Origin of the sequence: Streptomyces justiciae (assembly GCF_015163075.1) — a bacterium.
Lineage (GTDB): Bacteria > Actinomycetota > Actinomycetes > Streptomycetales > Streptomycetaceae > Streptomyces > Streptomyces justiciae.
In genome coordinates this window covers 1-13,002 of the sequence record NZ_JADDXU010000003.1, presented here as the reverse complement: position 1 = coordinate 13,002, position 13,002 = coordinate 1, and the positions used below count along the sequence as shown (strand labels likewise).

The 13,002-nt window shown below is 70.5% G+C and carries 13 protein-coding genes; 10 read left to right on the top strand and 3 right to left on the bottom strand.

Annotated features, from left to right (window positions below):
- Nucleotides 1-147: 147 nt before the first annotated feature.
- Entirely contained in the window at nt 148-2,001 is a 1,854-nt protein-coding gene (ilvD, locus tag IQ210_RS08280) for a dihydroxy-acid dehydratase (RefSeq protein WP_194078243.1), read from the top strand.
- A gap of 72 nt (nt 2,002-2,073) precedes the next feature.
- Here ilvD and IQ210_RS08275 read toward each other — a convergent pair whose 3' ends face one another.
- On the bottom strand, nt 2,074-4,164 hold the full coding sequence (locus IQ210_RS08275; RefSeq protein WP_194078242.1) for a serine/threonine-protein kinase: 2,091 nt from the start codon (nt 4,162-4,164) through the stop codon (nt 2,074-2,076).
- Between the two features lie 182 nt (nt 4,165-4,346).
- On the opposite strand from IQ210_RS08275, the gene IQ210_RS08270 reads away from it, so the two are divergent.
- The 6 genes from IQ210_RS08270 (at nt 4,347) to IQ210_RS08245 (ending at nt 7,315) form a co-directional block, all read left to right on the top strand.
- Nucleotides 4,347-4,664 carry an SH3 domain-containing protein gene (locus tag IQ210_RS08270; RefSeq protein ID WP_194078241.1) on the top strand — a complete coding sequence of 106 codons (318 nt, stop codon included), beginning with the start codon at nt 4,347-4,349 and terminating at the stop codon, nt 4,662-4,664.
- A 93-nt stretch (nt 4,665-4,757) separates the two neighbouring features.
- The gene (locus tag IQ210_RS08265) at nt 4,758-5,099 is read left to right on the top strand and encodes an SH3 domain-containing protein (protein ID WP_194078240.1); all 342 of its coding nucleotides are present in this window, start codon (nt 4,758-4,760) and stop codon (nt 5,097-5,099) included.
- A gap of 63 nt (nt 5,100-5,162) precedes the next feature.
- The gene (locus IQ210_RS08260; RefSeq protein ID WP_194078239.1) at nt 5,163-5,504 is read left to right on the top strand and encodes an SH3 domain-containing protein; all 342 of its coding nucleotides are present in this window, start codon (nt 5,163-5,165) and stop codon (nt 5,502-5,504) included.
- Nucleotides 5,505-5,532: 28 nt separating this feature from the next.
- Nucleotides 5,533-5,865, top strand: coding sequence for an SH3 domain-containing protein (locus IQ210_RS08255; protein ID WP_194078238.1), 333 nt, complete (start codon nt 5,533-5,535; stop codon nt 5,863-5,865).
- A 43-nt stretch (nt 5,866-5,908) separates the two neighbouring features.
- Nucleotides 5,909-6,415 (top strand): EamA/RhaT family transporter, encoded by a 507-nt coding sequence (locus IQ210_RS08250; protein WP_194078237.1) that lies wholly within the window; start codon nt 5,909-5,911, stop codon nt 6,413-6,415.
- A gap of 117 nt (nt 6,416-6,532) precedes the next feature.
- On the top strand, nt 6,533-7,315 hold the full coding sequence (locus IQ210_RS08245; RefSeq protein WP_194078236.1) for a class I SAM-dependent methyltransferase: 783 nt from the start codon (nt 6,533-6,535) through the stop codon (nt 7,313-7,315).
- On the opposite strand, the gene IQ210_RS08240 is transcribed toward IQ210_RS08245, so the two are convergent.
- Nucleotides 7,264-8,712, bottom strand: coding sequence for a SulP family inorganic anion transporter (locus tag IQ210_RS08240; protein WP_194078235.1), 1,449 nt, complete (start codon nt 8,710-8,712; stop codon nt 7,264-7,266). The genes IQ210_RS08245 and IQ210_RS08240 overlap by 52 nt on opposite strands.
- 252 nt (nt 8,713-8,964) lie before the next feature.
- Between IQ210_RS08240 and IQ210_RS08235 the strand changes: the two genes are divergently transcribed.
- The 3 genes from IQ210_RS08235 to proC all read left to right on the top strand — a co-directional run bounded on the left by IQ210_RS08235 (nt 8,965) and on the right by proC (nt 11,482).
- Entirely contained in the window at nt 8,965-9,756 is a 792-nt protein-coding gene (locus tag IQ210_RS08235; RefSeq protein WP_194078234.1) for an ABC transporter ATP-binding protein, read from the top strand.
- The gene (locus IQ210_RS08230) at nt 9,753-10,541 is read left to right on the top strand and encodes an ABC transporter permease (protein ID WP_194078233.1); all 789 of its coding nucleotides are present in this window, start codon (nt 9,753-9,755) and stop codon (nt 10,539-10,541) included. Before IQ210_RS08235 ends, IQ210_RS08230 begins: the two co-directional genes overlap by 4 nt.
- Before the next feature lie 131 nt (nt 10,542-10,672).
- The gene (gene proC / locus IQ210_RS08225; RefSeq protein ID WP_194078232.1) at nt 10,673-11,482 is read left to right on the top strand and encodes a pyrroline-5-carboxylate reductase; all 810 of its coding nucleotides are present in this window, start codon (nt 10,673-10,675) and stop codon (nt 11,480-11,482) included.
- Between the two features lie 48 nt (nt 11,483-11,530).
- Here the strand turns inward: proC and trpS are convergent, their stop codons facing one another.
- Entirely contained in the window at nt 11,531-12,550 is a 1,020-nt protein-coding gene (trpS, locus tag IQ210_RS08220; RefSeq protein ID WP_194078231.1) for a tryptophan--tRNA ligase, read from the bottom strand.
- Between the last annotated feature and the right edge of the window lie 452 nt (nt 12,551-13,002).

Sequence of the window (13,002 nt, the reverse complement as noted above, 5' to 3'; positions counted from 1 at the left end):
GCGCGAGACGGCTGATCCTTGGGGCGTGAGACGGCTGATCCCTGGGGTGCGAGATGTGCGTCCCGCATTCCGGACACCTCGTCCCGCCCCCTGGATGACCGGCGTACGCTCGATAGCAGCCACAACTGTCTGAAGGAGCGAGCGACGATGCCCGAGCTGAGGTCCCGCACAGTCACCCACGGCCGCAACATGGCGGGCGCACGCGCCCTTATGCGCGCCTCCGGTGTACCCGGTGCGGACATCGGCCGCAAGCCGATCATCGCGGTCGCCAACTCCTTCACCGAGTTCGTTCCGGGCCACACCCACCTCCAGCCGGTCGGCCGGATCGTCTCCGAGGCGATCCGCGAGGCGGGCGGCATCCCGCGCGAGTTCAACACGATCGCGGTGGACGACGGCATCGCGATGGGCCACGGCGGCATGCTGTACTCCCTGCCCTCCCGCGACCTGATCGCGGACTCGGTCGAGTACATGGTCGAGGCCCACTGCGCCGACGCCCTGATCTGCATCTCCAACTGCGACAAGATCACGCCGGGCATGCTCAACGCGGCCCTGCGCCTGAACATCCCGACGGTCTTCGTCTCCGGCGGCCCGATGGAGTCCGGCCGCGCCACCCTGGTGGACGGCACGGTCCGCACGCTCGACCTGGTCGACGCGATCTCCGACGCCGTGAACGACAAGATCTCGGACGAGGACATCCTCCGTATCGAGGAGAACGCCTGCCCGACCTGCGGCTCCTGTTCCGGCATGTTCACCGCCAACTCGATGAACTGCCTGACGGAGGCCATCGGCCTCTCGCTCCCCGGCAACGGCTCGGTCCTGGCCACGCACACGGCCCGCCGCCGGCTGTACGAGGACGCGGCCCGCACGGTCATGGACATCACCCGCCGCTACTACGAGCAGGACGACGAGACGGTCCTGCCGCGCTCGATCGCCTCCTTCGCGGCCTTCGAGAACGCGATGGCGCTGGACATCGCGATGGGCGGCTCGACCAACACGATCCTGCACCTGCTGGCCGCGGCTCAGGAGGCGGGAGTCCCCTTCGGCCTCAACGAGATCGACGCGGTCTCGCGCCGGGTGCCCTGCCTGGCGAAGGTCGCGCCGAACGTGGCGAAGAACCGCACGTACTACATGGAGGACGTGCACCGCGCGGGCGGCATCCCGGCCCTCCTCGGCGAACTCCACCGCGCCGGCCTCCTGAACGAGGACGTCCACTCGGTCCACAGCCCGTCCCTCGCGGACTGGCTGAAGACGTGGGACGTCCGCGGCGGCTCCCCGTCCGCCGAGGCGGTCGAGCTGTGGCACGCAGCCCCGGGCTGCGTCCGCTCGGCCGAGGCCTTCTCGCAGTCGGAGCGCTGGGAGGCCCTCGACGAGGACGCGGAGGGCGGCTGCATCCGGTCCGCCGAGCACGCGTACTCCAAGGACGGCGGCCTGGCGGTCCTCAAGGGCAACCTGGCGGTCGACGGCTGCGTCGTGAAGACGGCCGGCGTCGACGAGTCGATCTGGCGGTTCGAGGGCCCGGCGGTCGTCTGCGAGTCCCAGGAGGAAGCCGTCCAGAAGATCCTCCTGAAGGAGATCAAGGAGGGCGACGTGGTGGTCATCCGCTACGAGGGCCCCAAGGGCGGCCCGGGCATGCAGGAGATGCTCTACCCGACCTCGTACCTGAAGGGCCGCGGCCTCGGCAAGGCCTGCGCGCTCGTCACCGACGGCCGCTTCTCCGGCGGCACGTCGGGGCTGTCGATCGGCCACGCCTCCCCGGAGGCCGCCGCGGGCGGCACGATCGCCCTCGTCGAGGACGGCGACCGCATCCGCATCGACATCCCGGGCCGCACGATCGAGCTCCTGGTCGACGACGCCGAACTGACCCGCCGCGAGCAGGCGCTGGGCGGGGCGTACGTCCCCAAGAACCGCGAACGCAAGGTCTCCGCCGCGCTGAAGGCGTACGCCGCGATGGCGACGAGCGCGGACAAGGGCGCGGTCCGGGACGTCTCGAAACTGGGCTGAACCTTCTGACCCACGGGGCCGCCTCCTTCTCGGGGGCGGCCCTTTCTGCCTTGGGGGTAGTCCTTTCGGCTGCTACCAGGCCGCCGGGTCACGCGCGTCCACGGCGAAGACGGTGCCGTCGGGGGCGGTGGCGTAGAGGTGGCCGTGGGCTAGCAAGGGGCCGGGCAGAGCACCGGCGACCCGGTCCGAGGCGGCGTCCAAGCGGACCGGGGTCTGCCCGACGAGGTGACCCTCCTTTGCGTCGACGGCGAGCAAACGGCCGTCGGCGGCGACGAAGAACACGTGGGTGCCGTCGGATACAGGAACAGAACCTCTGCTGACGGCCGTTTCGAGGTGCCACAGCCGCTTGCGCGCCTTCATGTCCACGGCCTCGAGCGAGCCGCCCGTGCCGAGGAGATAGACGACGTTTTCGTGTACGACCGCCCGTGCATCGGCGCGCCCCATCGGCAGCGCCACCCGGCGCGCCGACTTGGTGGACGGTGTGTAGCGCACGACGGCGTCCGTGTCGTCGTAGACCTTGTCGGTGGCGAGGAAGAAGAGGGATCCGCCCTGCACACCGATCAGCGTCAGTTTCCCGTCCAGTCGCGCGTCCCAGCGCACCGCTCCGGTGGCCGGGTCCACGGCGGTGACCCGGGTCTTCGACGCGTCGGCCGAGGGATTCGTCGCGTACACCAGGGGGTCTCCGGCGAAGGAAGCGAAGGACGGCAGAGGGTGCCCCGGAATCCGTCGGCTCCACTTCGGGTCGCCCGTCGACGCGTCCATCCCCCTGACGGTCCCGTCGAGGGTGGTGAGCAGGATCGTGCGCCCGGCGACCTGTATTGCGTTGCGCGCGGGCATCTTCCGCTGCCATCGGGCCTTGCCCGACGCGGGGTCCAGCGCCTCCAGGCGCTGGCTCTCGTCCGTCATCGGCTGCACGAGCCCGGCTGCCAGGACCGGCGGCTTGGTCGCGCTCGACGTGGCCATCGGGTGTCGCCAGAGCACGGTGCCGTCGGACGGGTCGAGGCCGAAGAGCGCGCCGGGGCGAGCGCAGAGCAACTGCCGTCCTCCGTATGAGCACTGAGCGGCACCCGTACCTTCGGGCACCGGGTTCGCTTCCCAGCCGGTGAACCGGGAGGTGGAGGCCGAGGGTGTGCCGCCGCCCTCCGTGGTGGTGCCGCTTCCGCCCAGCAGCCGGACCGAGGCAAGGACACCGGCCACGACGAGCACGCCTGCCGCCGCGGCGAGGACCGTCTTCCGGCCGGGGCGTCTGCGGGCCCGGGGCGGCGGCGGTGCGGAGTCGGATTTCGGCGCGTCCCCGGCCCGTTGGGCCGGTATGAAGGCCTGCGTGTCGTACGAGGCGGCGACCGACCGCAGCGCACGCATCAACTCGTCGGGAGTGGGCCGGTCCTCAGGCTCCTTGGCGAGGCAGCGCAGCACCAGCGGTGCCAGGTTCTCCGGTACGTCGGTCAGGTCCGGCTCGTCGTGCACGACCTGGTAGGCGACGACATACGGGCTGTCGGAGTCGAACGGCCCGCGCCCGGTCGCCGCGTGCACCATCACGGACCCGAGCGCGAAGACATCGGCAGCGGGCCCGACCTCTCGGGGTCGCCGGAACTGCTCGGGTGCCATGAAGGGCGGAGTGCCGATCAACTTCCCGGTCTCCGTGCGCAGTTCGCTGTCCTTTGGCCGGGAAATGCCGAAGTCGATGACCTTCGGACCGTCGTCGGCGAGCAGCACATTGCTCGGCTTGAGGTCCCGGTGCACCACGCCGACGCGGTGGATGTCCCGCAGTGCCTCCGCCAGTCCGGCCATCAGGCGGCGCAACTGGGCCGGCTCCATGGGGCCGTTCCGCTTCACATGGTCGGACAGCGTCGGGCCAGGGATGAACAGGGTGGCCATCCAAGGCCGTTCGGCCTCTGGATCGGCGTCCACGACGGACGCTGTGAACGCCCCGCTCACCCTCCGCGCGGCTGCCACCTCCTGCCGGAACCGTCCCCTGAACTCGGGATCTCGCGCGAACTCGGCGTGCACGATCTTCACCGCGAGCTTCATCCCCGAGGTGCTCCGGGCGAGGTGCACGACACCCATCCCGCCTGACCCGAGGCATGACTCCAGGCGGTAGTGACCGGCGTACTCGGGAAGTTCCGCTTCCGCGCCCGCTCCGGTATTGCGCTGTGGCGCCATGGGACCACCCCCGTGCTGTTCGTCCGCGCGCGCGACGCACGGAGCCTAGTCGATGACTCGTACGAGACAGAGGCGGCTTGCTAGTCTCCGTGCGCGAGTTGCGTACATCTGTTTGATGGCGTGATTCAGGGGAATCAACGGGGCCCCATGGCAGTCATGGGGTTCAACGGGGGAGGTTTTTCATGTCTGTCGACCGTGTGGAAGAGGCCGAGGGAGCCGACGAGATCGAGGCCCTGTCGGCAACGGCATCGGTCCGCTACTACTCGATCGCGCCTGGCGTCCGTCTCAACGTCCGCAGCGGCCCCGGCACCAACTTCAGCATCGTCCGGGTCCTGACCGAGGGTTCCAAGGTGCCGATCTACTGCCAGACGCCGGGGACGTCGGTGACGGGCCCGTACGGCACGTCGAACATCTGGGACAACATCAGCTACGGCCAGTACGTGTCGGACGCCTACGTCCAGACCGGCAGCGACGGCTATGTCGCGGACCGCTGCGGCTGAGTTCACCCCGAACGCGCACGTGACATGGCGGAGGCGGCCTGTCCGCCTCCGCCGCCGCACATTCCGAACTCGGCTCTCATCCAAGGGACTCCGATGCAGACCTGGAACCGCAGATCCGTCCTGCTCGCCGGCGCCACAGGTGCCTTCATCACGCTGAGCGCCACCGCCCAGGCCGAAGCAGAGGTGCGCTACTACCCGGTCGCGCCGGGATACCGGCTCAACGTCCGCAGCGGTCCCGGCACCAGCTACCCCATCGTCAGGGTGCTCGCCGAGGGCGCCCAGGTCGCGATCCTCTGCCAGACACCGGGGACGACGGTGACGGGTCCCTACGGCACGTCGAACATCTGGGACTGCATCTCCAACGGTGAGTACGTGTCGGACACCTACGTGCAGACGGGCAGCGACGGCTACATCCGTCCTCGCTGCGCACTCTGAGCCCGCCACCCTGCTCCGAGAAGCCCCACGCCACACCCACCCCCACACCACTCCGAGGGAACCGTGTCACCACTCACCCGCCGATCCGTCCTCCTCGCCGGCGCCACCGGCGCCTTCATCACCGTGAGCGCCGCCGCCACCGCCGACGCGGCCGTGCGCTACTACCCCGTCGCCCCCGGCTACCGCGTCAACGTCCGCCGCGGCCCTGGCACCCAGTACGCCATCTCCCGCGTGCTGCCCGAGGGCGCCATGGTGCCGATCTACTGCCAGACGCCGGGCGAGACGATCACCGGCCCGTACGGCACCTCGAACATCTGGGACAACATCGACGACGGCGAGTTCATCTCGGACACGTACGTACAGACGGGCAGCGACGGCTACATCCGCCCCCGCTGCGCACTCTGACCACCAGGAAGATCCAAAGGAACCCCCCATGACATCGCTGAAGCGCGGCTCCCTCCTGCTGGCCGGCACCGCCGCAGCCTTCCTCACCGTCCTCGGCACCGCCTCCCAGGCCGCCGCCGCGGGCTACCCGGTGGTCGGCACCTCGGACGTGAACGCCCGGAGCGGCCCTGGAACCAGCTACCAGATCATCAAGACCTACAAGCCGGGCACGACCCTCACGCTCGTCTGCCAGACGCCCGGCGAGACCATCACCGGCCCGCTCGGCACCTCGAACATCTGGGACAAGACCGCCGACGGCGTCTACGTCTCGGACACCTACGTGAAGACGGGCAGCGACGGCTACGTGACCCGGCGCTGCTGAGCCCCCGCGGAGCCCGCGCCCGCCCCGGAGCCATAATCGACGCGTGAGCGACGACAACGGCACCCAGGAAACCCCCGCGGGCTCCGCCCCCGGCCCCCGGCCGGAACCCATCCGGTTCTTCGGCACGACCTGGGTCGACCACGCCAACGGCTACACGGTCCGCCGTATCGGCGCCGCCGTCGGCTCCCTCGCCGCGGCCGTCGCCTCCTGCCTGGTCCTCCGCTTCGCCTACGAAGGCCTCGCGATCGCCGACATCGGCAGCTTCGTCACCCTCCTCATGGTCGTGATGTTCGCAATCTGCAGCGCTCTCGCCTTCCGGCACACCTGGGACGGCTTCACCAAGCGCCCCGACCCCGACCGCCAGGCCTCCCTCCGCGGCCTGCTCGCCATCGGCTTCGTCGGCTCCCTCCTCGCCTACTTCTTCCGCTCCCTCACCGAGGCCCCCGGCGAGAAACTCCACCGCGAGGAGTACGAGGCCGCCCTCAAGCAACACGAGAAGCGCACCACCCGCCGCTCCGGCAACCCGTCGAAGAAGCGCCGCCGTTCCTGAGCGGGAGCCGTAGCAGCGCCGCCGGCCTCTGAGTCTCTCGTCCTGCCGCCAAGAGAGCCCCCCTCTCTCACCGAAAACTCACTGCACCCTGCACCCACCTCCGCCACCATGGGCCCTATGACGACGGCCCCCTCGCACACCGCCCGCGCCCAGTCCTTCAACGCCGCCGCAGCCCAGTACGCGGCCAACCGCCCCTCCTATCCGCCCGCCCTCTTCGACGCGATCGAGGACCTCACCGGCCGCTCCCTCACCGGCGCCCGCGTCGCGGACGTAGGCGCCGGCACCGGCATCGCCACCGCCCTCCTGCACGCCCGCGGCGCCGACGTCATCGCCGTCGAACCCGGCGACGGCATGGCCGCCCAGTTCCGGCACACCAACCCCGGCCTCCCGATCGTGCAGGGCACCGGAGACGACCTGCCCCTGGCCGACGACTCCCTCGACCTCCTCACCTACGCCCAGGCCTGGCACTGGACCGACACCGCCCGCTCGGTCCCGGAAGCCCTCCGCGTGCTGCGCCCGGGCGGCGCCCTCGCGCTGTGGTGGAACACCGACGCCCACGACGTGCCGTGGATCACCGACGCCTCGCGCCGGATCGCGCGCCACTTCGCCGTGAACGTCAGCGCCGAGCAGCGCAACATCGACCCCAGGCTCGCCGACCCCTCCGGGCGCCTCGACTTCGCCCACCGCACGGTCCGCTGGAGCCGCCGCGTCCCCGTCGACACCCACCTCGCCAACATCGGCAGCCACTCGATCTTCCTGGTCGCCGGTGAGGAAAGCGCCACGGCCTTCCTCACCGAGGAACGACGCCACCTGCTGGCGGTCTTCCCGGACGGAATCGTCGAGGAGACCTACGACGTCGAGTTGCTCGTCGCCATCAAGCCGCCCGCAGCCAACGCCTGACCCCGCCCGGCGGCCCACCCCTCGAGGGCCGCCGCGCACGCATGGTCCAGGTGCCGCAGTCCGCCCAACTCCAGCCGCACCTCCCGGTCACGCGGCAACGCCTCCAACGCGTCCAGCAGCTTGGGCAGCCGCAGGAACGTCGCATGCCCCAGCACCCGGACGACGAGCCCCGCCGCACCCCGGTCCTCGGTCTCCACATGCACATGGCTGGCATCCCACGCGGTCTTCGCCACCGCCAGCGCCAACCCCACCAACACCCCCTCGAACAGGTTCCCCACGACGATCGCCGTCGCCGTCACCACCAGCACGACCACCTCCCCGCGATGCCCGCGCCACAACACCCGCACCTCCCGCACCGGCACGAGCTTGCACCCGGCGTGCACCAGCAGCGCGGCCAGCGCCGCCACCGGAATCACCCCGAGCACCCCGGGCACGACGACCGTGAACACCAGCAGCCACACCCCGTGCAGCACCCGGGACGCCTTGGTCTCGGCACCCGCCTGCACATTCGCCGCGCTCCGCACGATCACCGCGGTCATCGGCAACGCCCCGAGCACCCCGCACACCGCGTTGCCCGCGCCCTGCGCGATCAGCTCACGGTCGTAGTCCGTACGCCGCCCGTCATGCAGCCGGTCCACCGCCGCCGCGCTGAACAAGGACTCCGCCGACGCGATCAACGCGAACGCCACGACCGTCCCCAGCACGCCCACTTCCGTCAGCCGGCCGACATCCGCGGCCTCCGGCAGCCGTACGGCATCCAGCAGCCCTCGCACTTCGACCCGCCGCACCTGAAGGCCGAACACCCCGGTCACCGCCGCCGCGAGGCCGACCGCGACCAGCGGCGCGGGCACCAGGCGAGCCCCGCGCTTCCATCGCGGCCACAGCAGCAGTACGGCCATAGTGGCACCCCCCACTGACAACGCCACCGGGTCCAGCAGCGACGGCAACGACACCAGCCCGGTGAGCTTCCCCAACCCGCCACCAGGCGCGGTCGCGTCGCCCAGCGCATACACCTGACCGGCGACCAGGACGAGCCCGATCCCGGCGAGCATCCCCTGCACGACCGCCACGGACACGGCCCTGAACCACCGCCCGAGCCGCAGCACCCCGAGCCCGAGCTGCACCAGCCCGGCCCCGAACACCAGCACCCCGAGCACCCCGACCCCGTACCGGTGCACGGCCTCGTAGACCAGCACCGTGAGCCCCGCCGCCGGCCCGCTCACCTGGAGGCTGCTGCCGGGCAGCACCCCGGCGACCAGCCCGCCGACGATCCCGGTCACCAGCCCCAGCTCGGCCGGCACACCGGAGGCTATGGCGACCCCTACGCACAGCGGCAGCGCCACGAGAAACACGACGAGGGAAGCGAACAGATCGGCCTTGCGTACGCGATAGCGCATGAGCGAAGCACCTCCGGTCGGGAACACGGTGGGAGATGCGTGGGCGCGCCGTGTCGGGGGAGTACGCGGCACTGAAACCCATTGTCAGGAAAGGGAGTTGATCGCACAGGCCGTTCCGGTGAACCACAGGGGGCTCTGGAAGCGCACGGACCGGATCACCGAACTCCGATCACCCCCTCACGCGCCTGCGCCGCCGGAACCGCCGTCACACCCCGCTTGACGAGCACGGCGTGCGGGAGCATTATTCATCACATGATGAATTATTCTTCCGAGCCTCCCGACACCCCCGCCGTCCACGCCGAAGGCCTCACCGTCGTCCGCGGCCCCCGCACCGTCCTGCGCGGCCTCGACTTCACCGTCCCCCGCGGCCAGATCACCGGACTGCTCGGCCCCTCCGGCTGCGGCAAATCCACCCTCATGCGCTCCATCGTCGGCACCCAGGCCAAGGTCACCGGCACCCTCGACGTCCTCGGCCGCCCCGCCGGACACCCCACCCTGCGCACCCGCATCGGCTACGTCACCCAAGCCCCCTCCGTCTACGACGACCTGACCGTCCGCCAGAACCTCGACTACTTCGCCGCGATCCTCGCCCCGGGCCACGCCGCCTCCGAACGCCGCCACTCCGACGTCACCCGGGTCATCGAAGACGTCGACCTCACCAGCCACGCCGACTCCCTCGCCGGCAACCTCTCCGGCGGCCAACGCAGCCGCGTCTCCCTGGCCGTGGCCCTCCTCGGCACACCCGAACTCCTCGTCCTCGACGAACCGACCGTCGGCCTGGACCCCGTCCTGCGCCGCGACCTGTGGAACCTCTTCCACGACATCGCCGCCCAACGCGGCGCCACCCTCCTCATCTCGTCCCACGTCATGGACGAGGCCGAGCGCTGCCACCGCCTCCTCCTCATGCGCGAGGGCGAGATCCTCGCCGACGACACCCCGGACGCCCTGCGCACCCGCACCGGCTCCGAGACCGTCGAGGACGCATTCCTGCACCTCGTGGACGAGGCCGTCGCGGCCGGACGCAAGAAGGAGACGACCCGATGACCACCACGACCACCACCCCGCCGATCGCCCCGGCCCCGACCAGCGCCCTCAACGCCTCCCGCACCCTCGCCACCGCAGCCCGCGTCCTGCGCCAGCTCCGCCACGACCCGCGCTCGATCGCGCTGATGATCCTGGTGCCCTGCGTGATGCTGTTCCTGCTGCGCTACGTCTTCGACGGCAGCCCACAGACCTTCGACAACATCGGCGCCTCCCTCCTCGGGATCTTCCCGCTGATCACGATGTTCCTGGTCACCTCCATCGCCACCCTCCGCGAGCGCACCTCCGGCACCCTCGAACGCCTCCTCGCCATGCCGCTCGGCAAAGGCGACCTCGTCGCCGGCTACGCCCTCGCCTTCGGCACCCTGGCGATCATCCAGTCCGTCCTCGCCACCGCCCTCGCCCTCTGGGGCCTCGGCCTCGACGTCACCGGCAGCCCCTGGCTGCTGCTCCTGGTCGCCCTGCTCGACGCCCTCCTCGGCACCGCCCTCGGCCTCTTCGTCTCGGCCTTCGCCGCCTCCGAGTTCCAGGCCGTCCAGTTCATGCCGGCCGTGATCTTCCCCCAGCTCCTGCTCTGCGGCCTGTTCACACCCCGCGACAACATGCACCCCGTCCTGGAGGCCATCTCCGACGTCCTCCCCATGTCCTACGCCGTCGACGGCATGAACGAGGTCCTCAGGCACACCGACATGACCGCCGCCTTCGTCCGCGACACCCTGATCGTGGCCGGCTGCGCCCTCCTGGTCCTGGGCCTCGGCGCCGCGACCCTCAGGCGCAGGACCCAGTAGCCGCACGGGTGCCCACGCCCCGCCCCGCCGTCCGCCCGGACGTCCCGCCCACCGGACAACCCAGCCGCCCCCCGACCCCCGGTGCGAGGATGAACACCGGACGACGCAACCCCCGGAGGGCACCCGCAGCCATGACCCAGAAAGTCGCAGTCCTCGGCACCGGCAAGATCGGCGAAGCCCTGCTCAGCGGAATGATCCGAGGCGGCTGGGCCCCGGCCGACCTCTTCGTCACCGCCCGCCGCCAGGAGCGAGCCGAGGAACTCCGCGCGCGCTACGGAGTCACCCCGGTCACCAACGCCGAGGCCGCCAAGACCGCCGACACCCTGATCCTCACGGTCAAGCCGCAGGACATGGGCACCCTCCTCGCCGAGCTCGCCCCCCACGTCCCCGCCGACCGCCTGATCATCAGCGGCGCCGCGGGCATCCCCACCTCCTTCTTCGAGGAGCGCCTCGCCGCCGGCACCCCGGTCGTCCGCGTCATGACGAACACCCCCGCCCTCGTCGACGAGGCCATGTCCGTCATCTCCGCCGGCAGCCACGCCACCGCCGACCACCTCGCGCACGCCGAGGAGATCTTCGGCGCCGTCGGCAAGACGCTCCGCGTTCCCGAGTCCCAGCAGGACGCCTGCACCGCCCTCTCCGGCTCCGGCCCGGCGTACTTCTTCTACCTGGTCGAAGCCATGACGGACGCCGGCATCCTGCTCGGCCTGCCCCGCGACAAGGCCCACGACCTCATCGTCCAGTCCGCGATCGGCGCCGCCACCATGCTCCGCGACAGCGGCGAGCACCCCGTCAAGCTCCGCGAGAACGTCACGTCCCCCGCGGGCACGACGATCAACGCCATCCGCGAACTCGAGAACCACGGCGTACGAGCAGCCCTCATCGCCGCCCTCGAAGCCGCCCGCGACCGCAGCCGCGAACTGGCCTCCGGCAACAACTGACACCGCCGGGCCGCCCCACCCCCGGGAAGGGGCGGCCCAGCGCACGCCCTACACGCTCACGCCGATATCAGCGGCCGCCGGCAGCAGTCCGATCGCCCGATACGCGGCATCGACGGTCGGCCGGGCCATCGCCCGAGCCTTCTCCGCACCATCCCGCAGCACCCCCTCCACATAGCCAGGATCCGCGCACAACTCCTTGTGCCTCTCCTGCACGGGCCTCAGCACCTCCACCACGGCCTCTGCGGTGTCCTTCTTCAAGGCGCCGTACGACTCATATACACCGCTCAGCTCCTCCGGGTTCCCACCCGAGCAGGCCGCGATGATCTCCAGCAGATTCGCCACCCCCGGCCGCGCCTCCCGGTCGTACACGACCTCGGACCCGCTGTCCGTGACCGCCCGCATGACCTTCTTCCGCACCACGTCCGGCTCGTCCAGCAGATAGACGATCCCGGGCCCGACGTCGTCGCTCTTCCCCATCTTCGACGTCGGATCCTGAAGGTTCATGACCCGAGCCGCCACACCGGGACGCGTCACCCGAGGCACCACGAACGTGTGGCCGTACCGCTGGTTGAACCGCACCGCGATGTCCCGCGCCAGCTCCACATGCTGCGTCTGGTCGTCCCCGACCGGCACCTCGTCCGTCCGGTACGCCAGGATGTCCGCCGCCATCAGCACGGGATACGTCAGCAGCGACAGCCGCACACTCCCACCGCGCTCCCGCTCCCGCGCGGCCTTCTCCTTGTACTGGATCATCCGCCGCATCTCGCCGTCGGTGGCCACGCACTCCAGTACGTACGACAGCCGCGCGTGCTCATCGACATGACTCTGTACGAACACGGTGCACAGCTCCGGATCCAGCCCGGTCGCAAGCAACAGGGTCGCCGCCTGCCGACTGAGCCGCCGCACCCGCGCCGGATCGTGGTCCACGGTCAGCGCGTGCAGGTCTACGACGCAGAACAGCGCGTCGGCCTGGTGCTGATCCACGGCAGCCCAGCGCCGCATGGCTCCCAGGTAGTTCCCCAGCGTCAGATGCCCGGTCGGCTTGACCCCACTGAAGACCCGCGTCATCCCTACTCCACCTCCTGGTCGGGACCGCCGCCCCTGCGGGCCGTCCCCCTGGAGCTCTGGAGGGAGATACGAGAACGGCCGCCGAAGCGGCGGCCGTTGAGTGCATACGTAGTCCGGCCGCCGTCAGGCGGCCCACCACAGCTGGGTGTACGTACGCGTCGTCATGCGTCCCAGAGTACGCCGGGAGGGTCTCCTCCGGAGCGGAGTTGACACACCCAGACCCGGTCCGTACTGTTCTCCGAGTTGTCCGACGTGAGAGCCGACTCCGGTCGGTCCCCGGACAGCCATTCCGCAGGTACCAGCAAACAATCGACGATCCGTCGTCGTGCGTATCGCCATGTGTATTTGCGAAATGAGGAATCCACGTTCGAAAGGACGCGGGCCCCGATTAGCTCGGGGGCCGGGAATCCGCTAAAGTCTCACTCGTCGGAACGGTCCAACGGCCGGGAAGG